The following is a 24,510-nucleotide window of genomic DNA, read 5'->3' as shown; positions in this document are numbered from 1 at the left end:
TTGATCTCCTGTGATTTGTTTATTCTGTGTATCTGAGCGAGTTCAGGCATCTACAAAGAATAGCAAAAAAACAGGATGTTGGCCTGGCGTACTTTTTCACCTTCTGGCAAATAAAAAAAGGACAGACATTTTGCACGTCTGCCCCAACACTCAGTTGCTTGTTTATAGGTGGCTTATCTGTGTTTACAGGCCTTGGTTTGCAAGCCTTGTTTACGCAATTTCAGTTGATTGCTATCAGTCGTAAGTCGCTGACACACTCACGCCGGAGAAACTCTGTCTGGCGTTGAGCATGATGTAGTACCAGCGATTGGCAACCGGGTTGGCGATGGTCACACTTTCATCATTGCCGCTCTTGACTGAACCGTAGTCGTAGATACCTGTACTTGGGTATTTGTCCATGGATACATACAAGTCCACATCACCGGTACCGCCACTGGTTGTCAGTTTCAGATTCTTCGCACCGGCTGGAACCATGATGTAGGTATAGGCCTGGGTACTGGAAGCAAAATTACGCTTCACGCAGTTTTTAGCCAGATAGCTACCGGCAGGGCAATCAGGCAGGCTGTTATCGACTGGCAATGGTGGCTCACCTGTTGTAGTTGCGGCAGCAACCCAGGCTGTGAACTCATTGTCGTAACGTGTGCCTATATTGGCCATATAGGTTTGGTAGCCATCATAATCACCAACGCGGAATTTGGCGATGACAGCATCTACATCACTGCGGTGTTTTTCCATCATGAAGCGGGTCGCCATATAACCCCAGCTATAGGCGCGTGTTACATAGTCAGCCATGGAGTAAGTGTTGCCAAAAATCTGGCTCAACTTGTAGGTGCCGGTTTTTGCTACGTCTATGGCTTTCTGGTTATTGTTTTTCAGTGACAGGTATTCGGCTATGCCTTCTATCCACCAGACGGTAGGCTTGGCAGTGCCTGCACCAAAATCACCTTTCATGTCGAAGCGGCCATCAAGGTAATGGACGTATTCATGTTGCAGATTCCAGACCTGGAAAGCCGGGCGCAGCCAGGACGCCTCATGTGCGACGAAACGGGCCTGGTTGCCAGCAACACTAGGGTCACCCTCCAGATACATGCCGCCATTATTGGTGTCGATACCGTATAGGATGGATGCATATTTGCTGTAGTTGGTATAGTCATCAAACACGACTACTTCGAGCGCGGTGTTGTTGTCACCTGCTACTGGCTGACGCTTGCTTTGCAGCATGGTGTGGAAATAATTTTCCTCGGTTGCCAGCATGGAGCAGGAATCCTGCAACTGTGCCGTGGTCATGTCCTGGGCACGAATCTTCAGACTGGGGCTGCACGTATAGTTGTTTTTGAGGATGGTATTGGCCAGCGTTGTTTCGTAATTACAGGTGCCATATTCTGCGCAATTGGCTGTGTCATAGTACTTGACGGCAGATGCTGCATTCAGCCATAACATGCTGTCATTGCCTGTCATGCTCGAATGGCTGAGCTGGTACTTGACCATGGGTTTGACCGAAGGCTGCAGGTTGGCATACTGCATGAAACGGAAAGCTTCATTCTCGGTATCGCTGAGTTGATACTCAAGACTGGTGCCCAGCAATGCTGCCTTGTTGTTGACAACAAAATTGTTCAGTGCAGTCGCGTAGGATATATCGTTACGCAAGATAGGCAAGGCATCTGGGCGTGAATGGCCGTAGAACAGGATGGTCAATGCAGCCGTGTAAGCGTCAGCAACAGTGGAAGACTTCAATGCATCCGTTGCTGCCGGATTGGATGAAGTATTCGTGTAGCGCGTGATGATGTTTTTGACGCTGCTCAGGTAGTAAGCTTCATCATGCAGGTTGGTCACCAGTTTCAAGGTCTCAGCTGCGGTGCTTGGGCCAACGTTGTTGGTCTTGAACAACTGATTGCCATCGACCAGTTGCTTGATGGGCCCACGCATGCTTGTCAGGTAATTTGCCGATGGTGCAGGTATGGTATTGCTGCCTGCCAGGTAATAACCGGCGCGCAGGTAAATGATGAGGTTGACCAATGCCATATTGGTGGCGTTGTAGTTGGTCGCCTCTTGCGCAAAGCGATTGATGACAGCAGTAAAATTGGCTGGTGAATACACCTTCGCTGCATCAGTAGCATTCAACGAAAACAGACCATAGTGGCATTCATAGCTGGGCAAGTTGACGATGTAAGTCGCCAATGCATCGCCGCTGTAATTCGCCAGCGTCGCCATGTTTTTGCAATCATCTGATGGTGGTGGTGCCATCAGATTTTTTTGCTTGTTGACGATGCCCAGATCCAGGCGTGTCGCATTGGTTGGTGGCAGATTGAATTTCTTTTGTTCTGCCGTTGGCGGCAAACTTTGCCTTTGATGTGGCATAGGCGCCTGCTTCAGACGTGTATGGTCTTCGGCATCCGCCGCATGCACCATCTGAACCAGACCTGTGAAGCTAAGGGCCATCAGCCCCGCCATGCTTGCTATTTTATGTGGATATAACATGTAATACGTCTCCCTGATGATTGTAGAGTTTTGGGCAATACCATCCCCTTCAGGCTTTTTCATCCGCCAGCTTGCAAGCTGTCGTCGCCCGAATAATTCAAAGAAGGTCTTTACCAGCCCCCATATATGTAGAAGCAGCAGACATGCATGCGCATGCCGCTGCTTCTGCTTCCCTTTAGCAATATCCGTCAGCTCCCTATTCAATAGCGCCGGATACTGCATTAACCAAATCGCATTTACTAAATTTGCTTATGACTTGGTTGAAATATATTAGTAATATATTTTATAAATATCTAGATCATTTTTAACAAAGCCAGAAAATTGGGCATTTGTTAAGCAGGGCGGAATTTTAAGTTTTGAATGATTAAATGGAAAGAATAATGTTTTGAAAAGTTGTAATTAGACGTAACAAGATTGAATTTTCTTAAGTCGCAAAATTTTATTTGTTTTCTGTTCATCGCCGCTGTTGACATAGTCCGCAAGCAACTCTATGCTCAGAGCATGAATACCTTTTCCACATCCGTTTTGCATGCAGCGCAACATCAGTCACATCGCTGGCTGGGAGAGCTATTGCCTGGATGAATGTTAAGCCCCATCACCAAGAAAGCCCTCTCAGCCTGCACAGAGGGCTTTTTTGTTTCCGCTCGCATGCAAACCTGAATCAGTGCGTGGCGGCTAGTGCAATGCAATGATGGAGTGAAATATGGAATTGAGGATAGAAGAACAAAGCAGGGGTGTACGCATCCTGGCAGGTGACGAAGTCAGGGAAAGACGCCGTCTCCTTAACGCCCTGATCGGTATCGCTGAAGCTAATGGTTTTAACGAAATCATGTTGCCATCGCTGGAACCGGCGAATATCTATGTCAACAAGGCTGGCCCTGAAGTGCTGTCACAGATGTATGTCTTCCCGGATAAAAAGGGCAGGTCGCTGTGCCTGCGCCCCGAAGCGACGGCGACAGTACAACTGCTCGCCGACAAACACTTCAAGCAAAAGAAAAATCTGAAGCTCTGGTATTTCGAACGTTGCTGGCGCTATGAAAAACCACAGGAAGGACGCTACCGCGAATTTTTCCAGTTTGGTGTGGAAATCATCAATCCTGACAATCCTGCCTGTCGTGCAGAGTTGCTGGCCATGGCTGAACAGATGGTGGCTTTGAAAACCGGTGCTTATGAAGTCGCTAGCTCAGTCAAACGTGGGTTGGATTATTACACTGAAGCTGGTTTTGAAATCTCTGTTCCTGCACTAGGCGCGCAGAAGCAAGTGGTAGGCGGTGGCAGCTATCAGCAGGGCATAGGTTTTGGCCTGGGTTTTGACAGGCTGATGTTGTGTAATACATAAAATCCACCCTAAAAAGGAAGCTTGCCGAGCATTGGTGCGGCGAGCTTCTTTCAAGTTTCTTGTCCCATTCATCCCCATAAATAGCCGTTAGACCCTGTCAAGTTACTGTTAGTCGCAACCGGCTACGGCCTTGTAAAAGTGCCTGCTATTCTGCGTACATGGATGAAGAAAATCATCCGGCAGACAGGAGAGAAAAATGCATACGCAAACAGAAAACACTTTGGTCACCGTTGAAACAACAACTAACAGGAGCGATAACATGAACAACACAAACCACAACCCGGTTCTGGACTTTGCCAAAAACCTGGCAGACACGCTGGTCTATGCAGGCCGCCATGCTCTTGACTGGATATTGCAGGCATCATGGAAGAAGCTCTTGCTGACTTCTTTGCTGACTTTGATCACTGGCGGCATACTGCACTTATCATCACTGGCAAATGGCCTGGTGTTTGGCGCTATCATTGCCAAAATATTTGCTGATAAAGACAAGACAGCAAGCAACCCACAAACTGAATAAGCGGCCTGGCAAAACTGGCGGCGAATGGAAATGGTATGAAACATCGCGACGATAACAAGGTACTCGACCTGATCATGGATATCACCGACACGGTGACCGTGGTCTGGTGGAAGTTCTTTGACTGGCTGGCAGTAGTGCCCTGGTCCTCTTTACTGGGCATCTCGCTGGTCGCCATGATAGTAGGTGGTGCCCTGGGCCTGGGTGGCCTGATGCCCGCGCTGGTATTCGCATCTTTCATCATCAAAAGCCTGGCAGGCGGCAAGCGTAGTGCCGAGATAGCCGCCACTGCTGCTGCAACCCGTGCCGATGTCGAAGCACTGGAACGCCGCTTGCTGGAAGCAGAAATGGCAGCACTGCAGGCACAGATAGAGCCGCATTTCTTGTTCAATACCCTGGCACTGATAGGTCAGCTCATCGAAACCAATCCGGCGCAAGCCACCATCGTGCACCAGCACCTGATCAAATATCTGCGCTCGGCCATGCCGCAAATGCGTGACAAGGGCAATGGCAAGCTGGGCCTGCAAATGGACATGTGCCGTGCCTACCTGAATATCATGCAGGCACGCATGCAAGAGCGTTTGACTTACGAGATAGACTTGCCATCCGAGCTGGAATTTTTACCCTTCCCATCGATGATGATACAAACCCTGGTGGAGAATTCCATCAAGCATGGCCTGGAACCCAAGACCACAGGCGGGCATATCCGCATCACGGCAAAGAAAGTCGATGGGCAATTGCTGGTCGAAGTCAGCGACAATGGCATGGGTTTTGACATGCATGCAGATGATGGCATGGGCCTGACGAATATACGTGAACGCCTGAAAGTGCTGTATTCAGGCAAGGCACAGCTGGTCATTGAAGCACCTCAGGCTGGTGGCGCAGTGGTCGGCATAATGGTGCCTATAGACACGAAACAATAAGAACATTATTCTTATTGCTTATTCCACAATCCTGTATCAGGGAACAGCATGCCAGCATTAGCAACTGCAGCAACAACAGCAGCAACGGCAATGATAGTCGATGATGAGAGCCCGATGCGCGATCAGCTACGCGCACGCCTGCAACAAGCATGGCCAGACTTGTCCATCATTGCTGAAGCTGCGAATGGCATAGTCGCCATAGAACAGGCAGAAGAACTGCACCCCGATATTATCTTTCTCGATATACGCATGCCGGGCAAGAACGGCATAGAAGCTGCAAGCATACTGGCCAAGCAGGCACTGGTAGTGTTTGTGACTGCCTATGATGAATATGCGATACAGGCTTTCGAGCGCGGTGCCATGGACTATCTGTTGAAGCCGGTAGAGACCGAAAGACTGGCAGGCACCTGCCAGCGCCTGCAAGAAAGATTAAAGCAACGCCAGCAAGAAAAGACAGCGCCAACTAATGCCGCCAGCGATCAGGCAAAGCAGGTCGAACAAATGCTGACGCAATTAATGCAGCAGCAAAGCCAGAAGCGTGAATACCTGCGCTGGATACAGGCCAGCGTAGGCAGCAGCCTGCGCATGGTCAGCACCAAAGAGGTTTTATTTTTCCGCTCTGATGAAAAATATACGCTGGTGCAGACAGAGCAGGCAGAGTACCTGATACGCAAATCACTGAAAGAGCTCGAAGACGAACTCGACCCCAAAGAATTCTGGCGCATACACCGCTCTACCCTGGTGCGCGTCTCTGCGATTGCCGAAGTCACACGTGATTTCCGTGGCCGCCAGTTGATAGGCCTGAAAGGCCATGCAGAAAAACTCGAAGTCAGCCGTAACCACACGCATTTGTTCCAGCAAATGTAGGCTGGTACTCCGTCAAGGTATAACGGACAGTCAAAGCGCCGGCACTGCAAGGTTTATAATCAGCCATCCCTGGCATCAGCCAATCCCTTAGCAAAGTAAATCCACCCATGCAAGAGTCAACAGCAAGTCTGAAGGAAAGAATACGTGAAGCAACGCAGGAGGCTTCGTCACGCATCAGAGATGCCATCCGCGAAGCCACTACGGGTTTGATAGACCGCGACCAACTTGCAGAACTCATGATACTGGGAGCAGTGGCACAAGAACATTTGCTCGTAGTTGGGCCACCGGGTACGGCAAAGAGTGCCGTTGTACGACGGGTTGCACAAAGTCTGGGCGGGCAGTATTTTGAATACCTGCTGGGCCGTTTTACTGAACCTTCAGAATTGTTTGGCCCTGTCAATCTGACAAAACTGCGTGAAGGCACGGTAGAAACCGATATCGCAGGCATGCTGCCGGAAGCAGAGATTGCTTTTCTGGATGAAGTCTTTCTTGGTTCAACAGCCATCCTTAACACACTGTTGGGTGTGCTCAATGAACGTCAGTTCAAGCGCGGCCATACACGCGTCAAATGCCCCTTGCGTATTTGTGTAGGCGCAGCCAATGGCTTGCCTGAAGATGAAGGCCTGGCAGCTTTTGCCGACCGTTTCTTGCTGCATGTATTTGTAGAACCGGTACCAGACCCGCGCCTGGAAGATTTGCTGGAAGGTGGCTGGCAAGTCAATCACCGTCCCGTGGCAGCCAGGGCAGACCTGTCCAGCCTGGACATTTTGAATCGTGCAGTGCCGCTGGTAAATATGGCAGAAGTGCGCGGCGACCTGGCCCAGGCAATACGCCAATTGCGCCAGGCGAATGTCTTATTATCCGACCGCCGCATCGTCAAGGCGCAACAATTGATCGCCGCTGCAACCGTGCTGGCTGGCCGTCAGGTCGCGAGCAGGGCAGACTTATGGCCACTGGTGTATGTCATTCCCACCGCAGCTGGCCAGCGCAATGCCCGTGAAGTATTGCGCGACTTGCTGGCACAGGCCCGTCATCCCTTATTACAGGCTGTGGTGGAAGAAGCCGTACAACAGCCGCTGGCCCGTATAACACGACTGGCAGAAACGGCAGACAGTTTACTGACGAACACTGAAAGCGAAGACTTTCAGAAATTAGCAGAAGCCCTGTTGCGCGAGATTGATGCCAATTTTGTCAAGGCAGAATTGCCAGCCGAGCTGGAAGAACGCCGCACGCAACTGATCGCCGCCCTGGAAACAGACTGATGACCGTATTGGAATGGCGGGCCAGTGAGCATGCGCCCTCACCGGCGGGCCTGATTGCCAGCGCCGGTATTGCCAGGCAATTGCTGCACAAACTGCAGACTTTGGCAGCCGATGAGCTGAGCCATCTGTCAGTGGTCGCCAGCCGTGACTTGCTGGTGCTCATGGGACCGCCTGAGCTTTTGCCATGGCTGGATGGCGTGCAATATTGCGCCCCACATCCGCAGGCGCGTGATCTCTGGTTGCCTACCCATACTGGTCCGGCTCTCTCCTGTGATCTGGTGCAGGCTGCGCTGGCACGGCGCCTGGGTACGCAAGCATTGCTCTTGTTGAATGAGCCGGAACAAATCATCCCGCTCGCTGACGCTGCTTATCTGTCCGCAGATATGTTGCTCTGGTTACTGCAGGAGCTGGAATGACATCACAAAGTTTGCCACTAACACAGACTGTACCGCAGTCAGTAGCACAGTCAGCACCGCGAGCACTACCGCAGGCACTGGAAGCCTGGCGTGACTGGCTGACCCTGTTCCCGCCCGAATTGACAGATGCCATAGGGCAGATGCTGTTGCGGCTTGACCCTCTGGTTGGCCGCCTGAAATTTGCATCCCACAGGACCAATGATGAACCCGTAGGCATAGGCAATATCGTGCAACGTGGGAACTATGACCGCCTACTCATGACAGAGTGGCTGTACGCCGAGGCCGAACCGGATGAATTCATACGGCGTGCTGCCAGCAACGAACTCTTGTTTTTGGGCACGGAGCCTGACATACGTCTGCGTTCGCAATTGTGCATCGCCCTGTTTGATGCAGGCCCCATGCAATTGGGCGAACCGCGCCTGGCCCATATCGCGCTGTTCATCCTGCTATCCCGCCGCGCAGAAGAAGCGGGTGCCCATTTCAAGTGGGGGATATTGCAACACCCAGGTGTCTTGCATGAAACCCAGGGACGCGAGGCAATGAAAGCCCTGCTGAACAGCAAGAGCTTGCGCAACGCCACTACGGTTGAGCTGGATAGCTGGGATACCCTGCTAAAACAGCAGGACAAGAACACCTGTGATTGTTGGCAAATTTCAGGGACGCACACGGCACGCCTGCAGCGCGCCACCAGCCTGATTACCAGCCATGTTGATCTATTCAGTGATGAGCAGAACCGCCGCCTGCACCTGCAGTTAAGCCAGCGCAGCAACCAGCGTGATGTCATACTTGATTTGCCTGCGGAAGATGTGGCGATACGCATCTTGCGTGAGCAATTCAAACGTATCGATGGCCTGGCCCATGTGCGTAATGCAAAAAACCGCCCTTCACTGAAGCAGGCACCACGCTTTGCCAGCAAGGGCTATTGGCTGGCAGTACCACAACTCGATGGTAACATCATCATCTACAACGTACCTCAATCCGTGCGGGCTGCGCCAGGCAAATTCCGCACGATCAGGCAGCCAACTAAAGGCAGTATCCTGGCTGCAGCGGCGATGGGCAAGAACCTCGCTTATATTTCAGCCGATGGAACGGACCTGAGTTTTCATGGTTTCCCCAGCCAGCATTTTTCTTGTAAAAAAGTAGTCGTGCAAAGACCAGAAATGAAGTATTTCAGGGCACCGACCGGTGGTACGCGCTGGCTGCCGGCTTACTTCATGGAAGTCAGAAAAAACGCACGCAGCCTGGCCAGGGTCATCGTGCAGGACATAGACCAGCACCTGGTTTGCTGGGAATCAAGTCTGGAATTACCACAGGCGGCAGGCAAACCAACAAGCGCAAGGCCGGAACCGTCAGAACCACACTTTAAACCCATTGCCAGCAATGTCATAGGTTCGGACTTTTTTGGGCAGCGCCTGTTATACGCAGTCAGTGAAAATGGTAGTACAAAAATTTTCCGCTGGCATGCACACGAAAATGCGCCTCTGGCTGTTGCAAATATTTCCCATGCTGGCCAGGCTATTTTCTTTGGCAATGAAATATCCTGGACTCATGTCAACAATTTTGAGCACGGGCTACTGGCTTTGCAAATCGGTGAGCATGAATGGTGGATAGGTACTTCAAAGTCATATATAAAAAAATCTGTCCCTGCTTCTGTAAAAGTCCTGGGCGTTACCAACAGGCGGCAATACGGTGAAGACGAATTTGGCCTGGTCGTATTGAGCGCAGACAGGCACAGCATACAATTCATAGGGCAGGCAAAACAGATAGAAATTCACCGTTCAGCAGAGCCCATCGCGAAAATCAGCATGGATTCTGTCAGCAGCCGTCTGGCCTGGATCTTGCAAAATACCCTGGATATCAAGGTACGGGGTCTGGATGAAGAAGCCCTGTTACTTAAAGTCACTGCAGATGGAGTGTCAGTATGATGCCAACTGTACGACGCCCCTTGTTTGATGGCATGCGCGAATTGCGCGGCATCTGGTTCGACCCTGAGCTCATCGGTGAGAGCCAGGCACGGTCACGCATCCTGCACCACTGGCGTCCAGGTTCACGCCTGTACCAGGTGCTCAAAGGATATTTTCTTGAATTTCCAGAAAAAAAATACCTGCATTGCGCCGGGCTGGATGGCCTGGCCATCGCAGAAATCAATGGCATCTTGAGCAGTGCGCCTTTGCACGAGGACGAGTTGGCGGCCATTTCCGGTAATAGCTTCTGCCTGGTAGCCGGTGCTCAAATTCTGACGGCAAGGCTGACACAGTCTGACAGAATTGATCCATCGGCATGGCTGGACCTGAGTGCAATCAGCTTGCGCAAGCCCTTGAAATTCCCCACAGCGGGAGGAACATCCGGAATAGATGAACCTGCGCCAGGCAAAGATATACGTGACATCCTGGGCGATGCCATTCCGCAGGCCAGTGACAAACAAAAAGCCTTTCTTGATGAAGCGGCAGAGCTCATTGAAGGAGGCAAGCTCCCGGTTGATGCTACTCAGAAAAAATCCTGGTCGCAAAGAGCAGGGCCTGTTGCGCTTGGCGCCCTGGGTTTGATAGCCAGCTGGCTCAGCAATCTGATTGATTTTCGCAGACCGGCCAAAGAACACGCATGGGGTAACTCAGGTGCTCCGGAAAAGCTCTCCCCTCTGGCGCAAAAACTCGCCAATTTTGCCGCAAAAATCGCGAATATGACGAGGATGTCAAAATTGCTGGGCGAACGCCAGGCCAGATTCCTGCGCGAAATGATGGAGATGTTTGAACGTGGCGATTTGAACGAAGCATTGCGCCACGCCGTGCCCCTGGATTCCTTGCAAAAAAAGAATACCCGCCAGGCATTTGGCACACCCAGAAGGCGCGACAATCTCAGCATCAGCAATAGTAGCGGACTGGGATCAAGCATCCACGTTGCCAGCGATGTGCAAGAGCATTTGCGGCAATTGTATCGCCGTACTTTTGAACGCCTGGACCGTGAAGGAAAAATCGATGAAGCAGTATTTGTCCTGGCAGAATTGCTGAAATCAGGCACAGAAGCGGTCAATTATCTGGAAAGCAAAGACAGGATAAAGCAAGCCGCTGAACTGGCCGATACCCTGGAATTATCACCGGAAATTAGGGTAAGGCTATGGTGGCTGGCTGGTGATTTTTTACGGGCCGCAAAGCTTGCACGCCTGTTCAACAGCTTTGCAGAAGCAGTGCATTTACTGGAAAAAAAGCAGGCGACAGAAGGGCGGGAATTACGCAAGCATTGGGCACACGCTGTGGCAACAAGGGGTGACCTGGCGGATGCCGCTGAAATTCTCTGGCCACTGGAAGAAGAACGTGAGCAAGCCCTGTCCTGGCTATCCCAGGCTGAACGTGCGGGCGGCATACTGGGCGTACGCGCATTGACGAGGAAGTTGTCGCTACAAGTCTCCGACTTGAAACAGAGTGAAGCCAGTATCAGGCATATACTGAATATGGCCGGTGAACCGGGAGCACAATTGCGCGCCCGGCTGGCGCAGGAATTAATCACACTCAAAGAACGCTCGCCCGCCAGTACCAGGCTTGCGGCAGAAGTATTGCGTCATGTGCTGGCGGAGCGTTCGGCAGGCCTGAATCAATTACAGAAGCAGGACATCACCCGCCTGATTGAATTTGCCGATGCCGCCGTCATGCGCACTGATCTGCCTGCACTGAATCTGCCTCATGATGTGTATCTCGCGCCTTTCAATGCCAGATCGACTCCGCTTGAAATGTTGTTTGAAGAGCGTGGTCTCATGCGCATCCATGATGCCTGTCGCCTGCCAGATGCGCATTACCTGCTGGCCCTGGGTGAGAGTGGTGTCAGTATAGTCAACCAGGTCGGCAAGCAACTGGCGCACTATCCCGTACCGGCACATCATCTGGTCTTGTCAGACAATGGTCAAAGGGCACTGGTGCTGGCTAAAAGGGATAACACCATGCGCATCAGCCGCATAGACCTGGCCAGCCGTAGTGTTGCTGACTGGCTGACCCTGCCAGTCTCATTCTGGTCACGCCGCTATGATGGCATACACTGGAATGTGGTCATGCATAACCGCCTGCTGGCCATCGATACCAGTGTCGATAAATTGCAGGTAGTCTGGCAAATTGCTGACCTGCCAGGAAAAATTTTTGCCTATTCAGAAAGCGCCCAGGCACAAACCCTGTTGATAGGTGCGCACGACGGCATAGAGCAATGGCGCTACCTGCTGCCCAGCCGTCGCCTCAACCAGCGTGATTCCTGGGCCCTGCCAGATTCAGATGTATGGCGCATCCTGCCAGTCGAGAATGCTGACGAGCCCGCCAGGCTCTATTTGAAAAGCAATGAAACCAGCAATGCAGTACTGCTGGCCAAATCCAGCATGGTTGCCTCTTTCGAAGTGAATACAGGTGCAGCAGCACAAGCCCCTGAAGTTCACCTCGAAGATGGCATGATTTTTGTTGCATCAAGCAATGACGGTATGAGCATGTGGGAGATAAGGCAACTGGCACAGGGGAAAACCCTGTTAAAACTGGCCTTACCCTCTGCTGATCATCCTGGGGTACATGTGCAGCGTGATTACATCATGCTGTTTGACCGCGCAGGGCGGCTGGTGGAAGTCAACCGCTCGAATGGCCTGGTCAGAGCGATGACGGTCAGTTAGCAATGAAGAAATTTTCTTGCATGCGACCGGTATCAGGCTGATTTTCTCCATTGCCTCAAAAAACATTCGGGCAAAAATGGGCCTTTCAGGAGCAGCTTGATCACACTGACACTTTTCCATTTGCCCACAGGCAAACAAGGGGCTGCCGAATGATAATCACAATTTCAGGCCAGGAACCTGCGTGTAAAAAATTGAAATAATCCTACCCCCGTTTGTCTGGTTTTCAGATACTGCCAGCTTGTCAAAGATACATGCAGAAGTATCTTTATACTGCCAGGAAAACCAGACATGTCCCAGACACAATTTCAAACACGCGGCACAACTGCGGAAGCACAACTTGCATCCATCAACGCTGCCTTCCCCAAGCGACGCATGCAGATACTCGCAACCGGAAAACAAGGGGTGCTGATGTTGATAGGCCTGTCCATGGCCGGGCTGCTTTTCCTGGTCGGCCTGGTCTATATGACGGTGCCGGATTTTTTATATGACTACAAAGTATCCAAAGACCCTGTCGTGGATGAACGCGCAGAAATCCACGGTAGCTGCAAGAGCCGCAAAGTCATCTTTATCGACTGCGACGTCAAAATTCGCTACCTGCCAACACCACAAGATACCGTAGCAAAAGAGATCAAACACAGCTTCTGGTTTGTCAGTTTTCAACCGTCGATGTCCACCGAAGCCGTCAGGTCTCGATCCAATCCCGGCATGATCACAACGACCATGGCGACCGAACATATCACCAATCGTTTTTTCATGATACTGACTTTTGCCCTGCTGTTTGGTTTCATGACTTTCGGTTGCCTGTACGCGGCCTGGCTAAGCCATCTCTTTAATCGTCTGATACAAACAAAACCGGGCTTGCTGCCGGTGATGGTCAAAGTCAAAGACATACAAAACCAACGTACGATATTTTTTGAAACCGATATAGATGGCGTAAAGAAAAAACTCCGTCATATCATGCGCAAAAAAGAAAGTCCTCTGTTCCTGCCGCATCAGGAAGATATGGCACTGGCCGTCAGGCTCACTGGCTCACCACATATCGTCCTGCTCAATGATGATCTGACGGCACTTGACTTTACTGAGCAGGAAAGAAGCGCACTCAGAGCAGCTATCGCCGCTTGAGTTAACGAACTAAACTGGGTTTGCATGCATTTTGGATATGCATGCAAACCGGGATCAAACCGTCTTATCCTGATTCATCACAACAGCACTGCGCTGGCGTTTTATTTTTCGGGATAATTTTCGCACATCCTCATCCGAGTCATAGGGCAGTTCTTCCAAAATTTCATCAGACAGCACTTTATTGTCGTTCAGCAGTTCTACCAAGTCCCGTCTGTGCATTCCACAATTCATGTTGTAATACATGGCTTCCAGTGGTGCCTTGCTATCAGCCACGGGATTGGCCTTGAATATGGCGATGATGCCTTGTACCAGCAAATGCACTTCATCAAAGTTCTTTGCTCGCCCTATTATTTCCACTAACATTTCAGCATCCCCGGCCTGATAGTTACTGACGAGCAGATGCAGGTACTCACAAGGGATACGCTCTTCCTGCATTTTTTTCAAGGCCAGGGCACGTATGTCAGCGCCAGAAAAATGGCTAAGCGCGAGCACTGCATTATTCACTGCCATAGTCTGATGATTTTTTTTACCGCTCGCAATTTTTAGCAAAGGCGCATAATCAAAAGGAAATCTGGTCGCATAAAAAAATCGCAGGTATCTGAATTTTCTGAGCTTGTCCTTTTCGTCAAGAAAGTTCCTGGCAACGGCAATTATCTCGTGCTGTGGCATCCTCAGCGTACGGTCGCGATTAAACCCGACGCGCTTGCTTGGACGATTGATAAGCTCTTCTATATCTTTCACTGTATAAGCTGAAGGTATTTTTCTGCGAATACGCTTGAAGGGTGCAATTGAAGATATTAATTTGAAATAATTATGGATGTACGGGTTCTCTTTAGCTACATTTTCAAATTCTGCAAACACATCCAGTTCAGGATTGGCCTTTTGAAAATCATCTATATTCCAGCGATACTCATACCATGGCCATTCATCTTCAGGCAGCCTGCCTATCTTGTCAGCCAGCTTGAACAAGCCCTGCAATCCATCCATCTTCAAAATTTGCTCTTCACCACAAAACTCATAATCGTCATGAAAAGATTTGTCGAATCGTTCAAGAAAAATTTCTCTGGCATGAAGATTCCCATCCCGATAGAAATACAGCGCGAGACCACATAATTGATCCAGATTGCATGCTCCAGATTTTTTATTTTTAAGTCTTTGCAGCAAGGCTTTTTCTATCAAGGCCCTGTTCTTGGCACGTCTGATCAATAAATACAAATAATCAGCTCTGCTGCCTTCAGATGGAGCATCATTTGCGAGATTTCTAGCGGATGCGGCAATGAGTTCTTTGGAAAAATCCAGCTGCGGATACCCCTTCATCAGCAGCATCGCCCTTCCTGTTCCCAGGTTCAGGGAATGGAGAAACAACTTTTGTAGTTCTGCAATTTCAGATAAATCTGGATAATTATTTTTCACCATGCAGGATTAAATTTTGTTCTGGTTTAAGTAAACTTTTTTCAAAATCTTAAAGTCATAAAATACTCATAAATCAGCATCGTTAGCTCTTCATTTTGGAGCGAGAACGTTTTATGCTACGGGATAATTTTCGTAAGTCCTCATCGGTATCATAGGCAAGTTCTTCCACGATTTCCTCCGACAAGACCCCATTTCTATTTAACAGATCTATCACATTCCGTCTATGTATTGCACAATTCATGTTGTAATACATCGCTTCCAGTGGTGCCTTGCATTCCTTATCCGGATTCGCGTCAAAAACGTCAACGATACCTGCTACCAGGTCATGTATGTGATGAACATTGTCTGAACGTTGTATGATCTCAAGTAAATTTTTCGCATCGCCTGCTTGATAATTATTGATCAGCAGTTTCAAGTAATCCCAGGGTGTCTTTTCACTGGCAAATCTTTTTAATGCAAGTGCACGGATATCATCGCCTTTGAAATGACTGAGGGCATTCACTGCATGCATTATGCGGCGATTTTTCTTCACGTTCCTGCCGCTTGCCAACTTCAGCAGAAACCCGTAATCAAAAGGGAATTTTGTTTGATAAAAAAAGGGGAGGTATTTGTATTTTCTGTTACCGTCTTTTTCGGAAAGAAAATTCCTGGCGACTTGTTCTATATCTGCCTGTGTCATTCCTGAAATGTGCGAGGCCCAAAAGCGGGGAAAGCGACCTGCTTCATCAATCAGTTCTTCAATTTCTGCCACTGTATAAGGAATAGTTTTACTACGCCTGTATTTTTCCCTGGGTTCAGCAGACAAGATCAGATCAAGGTAATTTTTGATCGCTGGATTTGTCTCTGCTGCCTTGGCCAATTCTGCATAGACATCGACAGACTTGTTCATCTCTTGAAAGTCATCGACGCGCCAGCGGTCTTCGTAATCTGCTCTTTCATGTTCTGGGAGTTGTCCCACTTTTTCAGCAGCCATGATCAGGCCTGCCATGCCTTCAATTTCCAGCAACACACCTCTAGTATACAGCTCATAGCCATTGCTGAAAGTTTTTTCAAACCTGTTTAACAAAGCCTCTTTCGCTCCGGCTATGCCAGCCTGATGGAAAAACAGGACGAGATCGCTTAACTGATCCATGCCATAGTCATTGCGTTTTTTGACGCTGAATTTTTTGATGATAGTACGAATCAGCTCCTCTTTTTGCCGTGACCGCCAGATCAGGCTGTACAGATATACGGCCCTGCTGCCTTCACATTGTCTGTCATAGGCGAGGTTATCGACAGTGGCAGCGAGTATCTGCGCAGAGAAATCTATTTGCGGGTGCGCTTTCAAGAGCAACATCGCCCTGCCTGTGCCTAGCGTCAGAGAATGGGAAAACTGCTTTTGCAGTTCTGTAATTTCAGCTGGATTTAATGGAATCTGTTTTTGCACTTATGAATAAAGGGGGAGGATAGACCTGAGTTCACGTCAGTATTAAGGGGATTTTTTGAGACTATAGCAGAATGGAGTGGGAGTTCATCAATTCACATGCCCTTGAACCTGTATTGATAACGCTGGCTCACAGGCAAGCGAGCATCATGTTCGCGCAGGCTTAGCCACAATGCTGCATCGGCGTCGCGGTTGACGCTGGCAATGCGTTTGACGGCGACCAGATAAGCGCGGTGGATTTGCCAGAAACCTGCCTCTTCCAACGTATCTGCCAGTTCTTTCAAAGGGGTGCGTATATGCGCTTCTATTTTGTCTGTTACTACCCGCGTGTATTTCAGCTCGGCACAAAAATAGATGACTTCACTGAGATCGATAAAGTGTATGGTGTTGCCAACCGCTGCCTGCAACCAGGCTGGAGACTGTGCTTTCTTTGGTGGCTTGTCATGTATCTTTTGCATGAAGCTGCTCAAATCAGGCGGTGGCGTACCCAGGCGTTCACGCACGCGGGTGATAGTGCGTGCCAGCCTTGCGGGGCTGCTGGGTTTGACGACATAGTCCAGTGCGCCTTCTTCAAATGCGGCGATGGCATGTTCCTGAAATGCCGTGACAAATACGACATGGGTGCGGGCCGCAAAAGCCTTGGCGACTTCCAGGCCATTCAAACCTGGCATGCGTATATCCAGAAACGCCACATCCGGCGACATTTCTCTGGCCAGCCTGAGTGCCTCAAAACCATCACTGGCTTCAGCCACGATTTCGGCTTCCGGCCATAGCAAGGCCAACGATTCGCGCAATTCTGCCATGAGCAAGGGCTCATCATCTGCAATCAGCAAGCGTGGTTTTCTGTCGGGATTATTCATGGGTCAGTTCAGAGTGCAAATTCGGTGGCAAATGCAGTGGTAAAATAAGTTCTGCCACGGTGAGCTGGTGGGCTTCCATACGCAATTCAAAGCTTGCCTTGTCGCCATACAGGGCATGCAGGCGCTGGCGCAGATTGCGCAAACCTACGCCGCTACCCAGCACTTTTTGTTCCAGTCCTGCGCCATCGTCGCTAACTGTGACATACAGCCTTCCTGCCTGCTCGTGCGCCTGCAGCATGATTTTCACTTGCCCTGGCTGGCATTCAACGCCATGTTGCACGGCGTTTTCCACCAGTGACATCAACATCATGGGCGGTAAAATTGCGTTAGTTAAACTTGATGAAAAATGCATCTGAAAACTCAAACGTTCGCCAAAACGTATGGCCATCAATGCCAGGTAATGCTCTGCCAGTTCAAACTCTCTTTCCAAGGTAGACATGGGGCTGCGTAAATCTGGCAAGGCACTTTGCAGATAGGCGATCAGGTGGTCCAGCATCTGCACAGCTTTTTCTGGATCATGGCGTGCCAGATAACGACTGTTGGCCAGGGTATTGTATAAGAAATGAGGTTCGACCTGGGCTTGAAGTGCTTTCAGTTCTGCCGTCAGCGCCAGTTGTTTTAAATTGGCGATCTGCAGGTCTCGTGATTTTGTCTGTACACGCCACAAAGGCAGCCCCAGCAATCCACCGGAAAACGCGAACGAGCTGGCGAAAGCCTGCAAGGTATTCAGACCATGCAATTCATGCTCGGTTATCCACCATTGGTATGCCGTGACTGCAAGCCAGGCTGTTAACACTGCAAGTGAGGACAGACAGCACCATATCCACAGCCAGTTGCGGCATTTGCGAAACAACCGCAGGCTGAGCAGCAGTATCCATGCCGACATGCATAAAGGGAAAGTCAGCAAAGCAAACAATCCCAGCCAGGTCTGTGCCTGCCATTGCATCGCCAACAAAATCACACTCGCCAGCATGCCTATGCTCAGCAAGAACTGTCGCGTGGAAAAGCCCAGCATATCAAACACGGCAGATGCTGCATCACTTTCAGAAATGCTGGAACTTTTTGTTTCAGGCGGCCTGACCCACAGCAGGCGTTTGCCTGCTGTAGCCAGGGTATTCAGTAAAACCAGATTCATAGACTGGGGGCAGTCGGCAAGGGTTTGACTGGCTTCATTTGATCTACCGGCACATCCTTGCCTACCACTTCCAGTTTCAAATCATCCAGCCAGACCTGTCCCTTACCTTCGTCAATGACACCAAAAGCGATGGCTTGGGCATCTGCAGGCACGTCCAGCACCACGCTACGCAATTGCCAGTCTGTCGTGCCCTTGATAGGTTTGTCTTCACTATTGTAGAAAGGGCTCTCGTCCCGTGAAGGTGTGTCCACGCGCATCCACAAACCAGCCCAGTTATCAACATCTTTGGTTTTTACCCTGGCCTGGAAACGTACGCGTTTGTTACGGTACTGTTCCGCACCTATCATCTGCATCAGGGTTCCCCAGCTTTTTTCTTCGCCGCTTTCATAACGGATGAACTTGCTGCCTTTGCCGCTGATGGTCTGGTTGCGGTCTATACCGATCTGGTAGGATTTTGGGGTTTTACCGGCCAGTACCCATGGCTCTGCCAATTTTTCTACCGATTCTGCGGCCAGCGCATACAAAGATGTAGCGGCAAGTACAGATAAAAGAATAAATCCTGGTTTCATGTTTTCTCCTGTGCATGACGACATGTCATGTTGTCACTTTGCCAGAGAAAAATGCGCTCATGGCTTGCTTGCGACAAGCGCATGATTTTAGCGATAAACGCACCTGCGGCAGGATAAAAGATGTGCCTTTCTTCACATTTCTGTAGCAAATCAAATTGTTGGATGAATTGAGCGATGTTTTCGATTCACTCAGTCGTCTTTAACGTGCTGCTTCAGCCAATTGATGGGCAAGACGATTATGTCTTTCCATCACTACTGGTAAATCTATAGAAGTTATTTGACCATCACGTACCACAACACGACCATTGATGATGCTGTAAGCCACATCTGAAGGCGTGCAAAAGACCAGCGCCGCAACCGGGTCATGCCAGGCACCGGCATAACCTATTTGCTTCAAGCTGAACATGACAATGTCTGCCGACATGCCGGGTTTAAGTGCGCCTATGTCGTCGCGGTTGAGTACCCTGGCACCACCCAGGGTCGCCACTTCCAGAGCATGTCTGGCAGTCATGGCGTCGGGACCAAAGCCCACGCGTTGCAAGAGCATGGCTTGCCTGACTTCGCCCAGCATGTGGCCGGAGTCATTCGAGGCGCAACCATCTACACCCAGGCCGACACTGACACCGGCATCGAGCATCTTGCGTATCGGTGCAATGCCCGAGGCCAGGCGCATATTCGAGCAGGGGCAATGCGCAATGCCAGTGCCTGTGCGAGCGAACATGTAGATGCCATCATCATCCAACTGCACACAGTGGGCATGCCAGACATCATGACCTACCCAGCCGCAGTCTTCGGCATATTGTGCCGGGGTCATATTGAATTTTTCGCGGCTGTAAGCGATGTCATTGGCGTTTTCTGCCAGGTGGGTATGCAGCGAGACGCCAAAGCTGCGCGCCAGTGTTGCTGATTCACGCATGAGATCGCGTGAGACAGAAAATGGTGAGCACGGCGCCACGACGATGCGTTGCATGGCGTGGCGGCTGCTATCATGATAAGTCTCTATCAGGCGCTGAGTGTCGCGCAATATGCTGGCCTCGTCCTCCACCACACGGTCTGGCGGCAGGCCGCCTTTTGACTGGCCCACACTCATGGAGCCACGCGCCGCATGAAAGCGCATGCCTATCTCTTGCGCTGCCTGCAGGCTGTGATCAAGCTGGCAGCCATTTGGATAGATATAGAGATGGTCGCTGCTGGTGGTGCAGCCAGATAGTATCAGCTCTGCCATCGCAGCCTGGGTCGATACCTGCACCATCTCAGGTGTCAGATTGGCCCAGATAGGGTAGAGGTTGGTCAGCCAGTTGAACAACTCACCATTTTGCGCCGCAGGTATGACGCGGGTCAGGCTCTGGTACATATGGTGATGGGTATTGATGAGACCGGGCATGACGACATGGTCAGCCGCATCAATGACCTCATCGGCAGTTTGCGGCAAATCTGCACTTGCACCCACCTCAGCGATGACATTGCCGATGATGTATATCGCACCATTGCTGATTTCACGGCGCGTGTCGTCCATGGTGACGACGACGCGGGCATTTTTGATAAGTAAGCTGGTCATAACAAATAAAATAACGGATAAAATTAATGATCAGAACTATGGGCCGCCGCCATGGCAAATGCCTTGGCTTCAGACTCAGCACCCTGACCGTTGAAAAACAGATTGAGCGCTACTGCTGCAATGGTAGCCAGCAAGATGCCGCTATCGACTATCGTGCCCAGCCAATGCGGCAAATGCGAGAAAAACTGCGGTGCCACCAGAGGGATCATGCCTGCCCCTATGCTGACAGCAACGATGAACAGGTTGTGGCGCTGGTGATTAAGCCCGGCATTGCCGAGTATCTTGATACCGGTGGCGGCCACCATGCCAAACATGACTATGCCTGCACCGCCAAGTACATACACGGGTATCGATGCCGCCACATGCGCCATTTTGGGGAACATGCCAAACGCCACCAGGATCATACCTGCAGCCGCACAGACGTAACGGCTGCGCACTCCAGTGACACCCACCAGGCCTATGTTTTGTGAAAACGAGGTGTAAGGGAAGGTATTAAAGACACCGCCTATGACTGTGCCAAGGCTGTCAGCCCGCAAACCATTCGCCAGTTCTTCATTGCTAATGCGCTTGCCGGTAAGATCAGACAGGGCGAGGAACATGCCCGTTGATTCCACCATGGTGACTATCATGACCAGGCACATACCTATGATGGCACCCAGGTCAAAGGTCGGCATGCCATACTGGAAGGGCATAATGAAGGCAAACCAGCCAGCTTCACCCAGACCATCAAAACTGACCTTGCCCAATACCAGCGAGACGACAAAACCCAGCACCATGCCCAGCAAGACCGAGATATTGCCCAAAAAGCCGCGCAGATAACGCGTCATTAGCATGATGGAGACCAGCACGAAGAAGGCAATCGCCAGGTTTTCAGGTGCACCATAATTGGGATTGGGCTGCATGGATTTGCTCGCCGCATCAAAGATCATTGGCTGCCCGCCCGCTGCCCAGTTGATACCCACGCGCATGAGGGTAATGCCTATGACGGTGATGATGGTGCCGGTGACCACAGGCGGGAAAAACCTGACAGCCCGGCTCATGAAGGGAGTAATGATGAGACCAAAAATACCGGAGGCGATGACCGCCCCATAGATACTGAGTATGCCCAGGCTGGGGTTACCCGCCATTGCCACCATGGGGCCTACTGCCGCAAAGGTGACGCCCATCATGACAGGCATGCGTATGCCAAACTTCCAGATGCCCAGTGCCTGTATCAGGGTCACCAGGCCGCAACAAAATAAATCGGCATTTATGAGGAAAGCTATCTGGTCTTTGGGTAGGTGCAGGGCACCGCCGATGATGAGAGGCACGGCTATCGCCCCGGCATACATCACCAACACGTGCTGTATGCCCAGAGTGAATAATTTTGCTGCTGGTAGCTTTTCATCTACCGGGTGTATCGCTGTTTGCATCGTCTCTTCCTTGCTTGATGGTTTGGTTGTTTGCCACATCACTGCCGGGTTCTCTGACGGAACCTATTCTCAGTGATGGCTGGAAATGCACATACTGAGCTGCTAAAAATTTAAGCGACTGGTAATCGGGATGAGGGGGAAATGCATCATGTGCAAGACTCCTGGTTTGCCTTCATGACGATGGTATCGTCAGGAAAAGCGGCTACAAATACAGCCGAAACATATAGTCCGACTGCGCTTTTTACTGCTGCCTGACGAAGTGCAACCTCCATGAACTGGAAGAAGACATGTCGTCAGGATTGATCTGCGTCGTAAAAAAATGCTAGTGAAAGCATATTCTTGCGTCGCCTCAAACCATGCAGCGTTATCAAGCGCAAACATGGCAGCAGGCTCAAGCTCAGTCTTGGTCCTGCATCAGGTCTTCATTGCGAAGCTGAAGCAGGCAATACTGAAAGTGGCGCCAGAAATCCTGGTTTGTTGAACTGAAAAACTAGACCTCTCAACACAGAGGCACGGAGACACAGAGATGCACAGGGAAAATCTTAAAGAATCCATTAGCCTTCAAAAAAATTCTCTTGATCTTCCTCTTGCTTCTCTCTGTGACTCTGTGTCTCTGTGGTGAGCTTTTCGGACTTAAAGTTTTTCTTTAAAATTCCTTAAAAAATCGAGCAAGATTTGTGCCGAGACTTCTGCGTCGTCAGCGCTCATGGTTTCCAGCGGGTTGTGGCTGATGCCGCCGTTGCCGCAGCGCGTGAACAGCATGGCCACATCGGTCATTTTGGCTATTGCCATGGCATCATGGCCTGCGCCTGATGGCAATTCAAAGGCTGGCAAACCCGCTCTTTGCGTAGCTGCCGCCAGTTGTTGCATCAACCATGGGGCGCAGGGTGCTGCCGGGGCGGATACAGCTTTGACTATATTCACTTCAATATTGCGCTGCTGGCAGATGGCTTCTATCTTTGCCAGGATGTCATTCACCGCAGCATCGCGGGTGGCATCGTCAGCGGCGCGGATATCGAGCGACAGATTGCAGGAGCCGGGTATGACATTGACCGAACCATGCGGTACCTGTAACTGGCCCACTGTCCCTACCAGGGACGTGCCATTGGCGCAACGCTGTTCTACATAGAAAATGATTTCTGCGGCGGCAGCGGCAGCATCCTTGCGCATGCTCATGGGTGTGGTGCCGGCGTGGCTGGCAACCCCTTTGAGTTGTACCTGATAACGGCAACTGCCGGCGATGGAAGTGACGATGCCCACGGGAAGGTCACGGCCCAGCAAGACCGGGCCCTGTTCTATATGCACTTCTACATAGCCCAGTATCTGTGCAGGGTCACGCGCTATGGCAGGGATATTCTTGACATCATGCCCGGCAGCACTCAGTGCATCGCGCATGCTTATGCCGTCTGCATCTGTCTTGTCCAGTAAGTTCAGGTCAAACTGGCCAATGACGGCGTTACTGCCCAGGAAAGTGCTTTTGAAGCGCACGCCTTCTTCTTCAGAAAAGCCTATGATCTCGAAGTTGAAAGGCAGTTTTTCATTTGTCTCGTTGAGGTGCTTGACGATGGCGATGGGTAGCAAGATGCCTTCACGGCCATCGTATTTGCCGCCATTGCAGACGGTGTCATAGTGGGAGCCGGTCAGCAGGGTCTTGGCATCCGTTGCATCAGACAGGTAGCGGCCTACCACATTGCCCACCGCATCAATATGCACATGCATGCCCGCCTCGCGCATCCAGGCGGCCAGTTGCTCTGCGGTTTTTTGATGCGCGGGTGTCATGTAGGCACAGGTTAGGCCATCTTCATCATCGCTCCAGGCGGCCAGGGTTTCTGACCATTGCATGATGGTGTTGCCAAATTGCAGGGTGTGTTCGAGCAAGTCATTCAGACGCAGCTCAGCAATTCGGCCTATCTGACGCAGGGATTCTGCCAGTTCATCTGCGCGCTGGTTTTTGAAGCGGCGCTGGAAGGTGGCGATGATGGCTTCCCGCGTAAAACCCTTGCCATCCGGCCCTTTGACGGCGAGGATGAACGGAAAGCCAAACTTGCTGTTGTAGTCAGCATTGAGCTTGTGCAGTATTGCGAATTCTTCAGGGCTGCAATTGGTCAGACCCGCCTTGGCCTGTTCCCCTGTTGACTCTGCCGTTAACTCTCCGGCGATGGCTGCCTTGCCTGCCAGCTCAGGATGGGCACGGATCAGGCCCAATTGTTCTGCCTCTGTCGCCTGACTGACCACGGTTTGCAAGGCCAGCTTGAGCGCCGTGATGCTGGCAAAGGGGCGGCTGGCGGCTGCCCGCTCGGGTATCCAGGGTGAATGTTCATAGATACCGTGCAGGGTATGCACAAAGTCTTGCGTGCTACAGTTGTTCAGGTGGTCCAGAGTTGTCGTCATAATTGCTCAGGCGTTGTGCCTGTTATTTGTACGTATTCATTAATGTGACCGGTATTGTCCCGGCATGATGATGAAGCTTAAGCCCAATTCTGGCCTGCAATGTGCTGCTGTCTTCATGATCTGTATATCTTCGATAGTATATTGATAGACTGCTGGCAGTATAAGATCTGGCTGATAGCGCATTTCAAGTCA

At 50.8% G+C, this 24,510-nt stretch carries 18 protein-coding genes; 9 read left to right on the top strand and 9 right to left on the bottom strand.

Annotated elements, in window-relative coordinates; genetic code table 11:
• Positions 1 to 234: 234 nt before the first annotated feature.
• Positions 235 to 2,478 (bottom strand): collagenase, encoded by a 2,244-nt coding sequence (locus ACO0LN_RS04770; protein WP_422971478.1) that lies wholly within the window; start codon positions 2,476 to 2,478, stop codon positions 235 to 237.
• A gap of 703 nt (positions 2,479 to 3,181) precedes the next feature.
• Between ACO0LN_RS04770 and ACO0LN_RS04765 the strand changes: the two genes are divergently transcribed.
• The 9 genes from ACO0LN_RS04765 to ACO0LN_RS04725 all read left to right on the top strand — a co-directional run bounded on the left by ACO0LN_RS04765 (position 3,182) and on the right by ACO0LN_RS04725 (position 13,557).
• Positions 3,182 to 3,817 carry an ATP phosphoribosyltransferase regulatory subunit gene (locus ACO0LN_RS04765; RefSeq protein WP_422971476.1) on the top strand — a complete coding sequence of 212 codons (636 nt, stop codon included), beginning with the start codon at positions 3,182 to 3,184 and terminating at the stop codon, positions 3,815 to 3,817.
• A gap of 259 nt (positions 3,818 to 4,076) precedes the next feature.
• A complete protein-coding gene (locus tag ACO0LN_RS04760) occupies positions 4,077 to 4,334 on the top strand; it encodes a hypothetical protein (RefSeq protein WP_422971474.1) in 258 nt (85 codons plus the stop codon).
• A gap of 35 nt (positions 4,335 to 4,369) precedes the next feature.
• Entirely contained in the window at positions 4,370 to 5,254 is an 885-nt protein-coding gene (locus ACO0LN_RS04755) for a sensor histidine kinase (RefSeq protein WP_422971472.1), read from the top strand.
• 48 nt (positions 5,255 to 5,302) lie between these two features.
• The gene (locus tag ACO0LN_RS04750; RefSeq protein WP_422971470.1) at positions 5,303 to 6,121 is read left to right on the top strand and encodes a LytR/AlgR family response regulator transcription factor; all 819 of its coding nucleotides are present in this window, start codon (positions 5,303 to 5,305) and stop codon (positions 6,119 to 6,121) included.
• 107 nt (positions 6,122 to 6,228) lie between these two features.
• Positions 6,229 to 7,383, top strand: coding sequence for an AAA family ATPase (locus tag ACO0LN_RS04745; protein WP_422971468.1), 1,155 nt, complete (start codon positions 6,229 to 6,231; stop codon positions 7,381 to 7,383).
• The gene (locus ACO0LN_RS04740) at positions 7,383 to 7,799 is read left to right on the top strand and encodes a hypothetical protein (RefSeq protein ID WP_422971466.1); all 417 of its coding nucleotides are present in this window, start codon (positions 7,383 to 7,385) and stop codon (positions 7,797 to 7,799) included. The genes ACO0LN_RS04745 and ACO0LN_RS04740 overlap by 1 nt, the downstream gene beginning before the upstream one ends.
• On the top strand, positions 7,796 to 9,724 hold the full coding sequence (locus ACO0LN_RS04735; RefSeq protein WP_422971464.1) for a hypothetical protein: 1,929 nt from the start codon (positions 7,796 to 7,798) through the stop codon (positions 9,722 to 9,724). The genes ACO0LN_RS04740 and ACO0LN_RS04735 overlap by 4 nt, the downstream gene beginning before the upstream one ends.
• Positions 9,721 to 12,435, top strand: a complete 2,715-nt coding sequence (locus ACO0LN_RS04730) for a bpX6 domain-containing protein (protein ID WP_422971462.1) — start codon at positions 9,721 to 9,723, stop codon at positions 12,433 to 12,435. Before ACO0LN_RS04735 ends, ACO0LN_RS04730 begins: the two co-directional genes overlap by 4 nt.
• 288 nt (positions 12,436 to 12,723) lie before the next feature.
• Entirely contained in the window at positions 12,724 to 13,557 is an 834-nt protein-coding gene (locus tag ACO0LN_RS04725) for a hypothetical protein (RefSeq protein ID WP_422971460.1), read from the top strand.
• 54 nt (positions 13,558 to 13,611) lie between these two features.
• On the opposite strand, the gene ACO0LN_RS04720 is transcribed toward ACO0LN_RS04725, so the two are convergent.
• The 8 genes from ACO0LN_RS04720 to ACO0LN_RS04685 all read right to left on the bottom strand — a co-directional run bounded on the left by ACO0LN_RS04720 (position 13,612) and on the right by ACO0LN_RS04685 (position 24,318).
• Positions 13,612 to 14,973 (bottom strand): hypothetical protein, encoded by a 1,362-nt coding sequence (locus ACO0LN_RS04720; protein WP_422971458.1) that lies wholly within the window; start codon positions 14,971 to 14,973, stop codon positions 13,612 to 13,614.
• Between the two features lie 79 nt (positions 14,974 to 15,052).
• Positions 15,053 to 16,102, bottom strand: coding sequence for a hypothetical protein (locus ACO0LN_RS04715; RefSeq protein WP_422971456.1), 1,050 nt, complete (start codon positions 16,100 to 16,102; stop codon positions 15,053 to 15,055).
• 386 nt (positions 16,103 to 16,488) lie between these two features.
• Positions 16,489 to 17,253, bottom strand: a complete 765-nt coding sequence (locus ACO0LN_RS04710) for a LytR/AlgR family response regulator transcription factor (RefSeq protein ID WP_422971454.1) — start codon at positions 17,251 to 17,253, stop codon at positions 16,489 to 16,491.
• A complete protein-coding gene (locus ACO0LN_RS04705) occupies positions 17,246 to 18,388 on the bottom strand; it encodes a sensor histidine kinase (protein ID WP_422971452.1) in 1,143 nt (380 codons plus the stop codon). Before ACO0LN_RS04705 ends, ACO0LN_RS04710 begins: the two co-directional genes overlap by 8 nt.
• Positions 18,385 to 18,957, bottom strand: a complete 573-nt coding sequence (locus ACO0LN_RS04700; RefSeq protein ID WP_422971450.1) for a transcriptional regulator — start codon at positions 18,955 to 18,957, stop codon at positions 18,385 to 18,387. The genes ACO0LN_RS04705 and ACO0LN_RS04700 overlap by 4 nt, the downstream gene beginning before the upstream one ends.
• A gap of 199 nt (positions 18,958 to 19,156) precedes the next feature.
• Positions 19,157 to 20,515, bottom strand: a complete 1,359-nt coding sequence (locus ACO0LN_RS04695) for an 8-oxoguanine deaminase (RefSeq protein WP_422971448.1) — start codon at positions 20,513 to 20,515, stop codon at positions 19,157 to 19,159.
• A 23-nt stretch (positions 20,516 to 20,538) separates the two neighbouring features.
• Positions 20,539 to 21,927 carry a nucleobase:cation symporter-2 family protein gene (locus ACO0LN_RS04690; protein ID WP_422971446.1) on the bottom strand — a complete coding sequence of 463 codons (1,389 nt, stop codon included), beginning with the start codon at positions 21,925 to 21,927 and terminating at the stop codon, positions 20,539 to 20,541.
• Between the two features lie 633 nt (positions 21,928 to 22,560).
• Complete coding sequence (locus ACO0LN_RS04685; protein ID WP_422971444.1) at positions 22,561 to 24,318, bottom strand: allantoate amidohydrolase; 1,758 nt, start codon at positions 24,316 to 24,318, stop codon at positions 22,561 to 22,563.
• Positions 24,319 to 24,510: the final 192 nt, after the last annotated feature.

It is taken from the genome of Undibacterium sp. TC9W, assembly GCF_049339865.1.
GTDB lineage: Bacteria > Pseudomonadota > Gammaproteobacteria > Burkholderiales > Burkholderiaceae_D > Undibacterium.
This window is presented reverse-complemented; position numbering and strand designations above follow the sequence as displayed.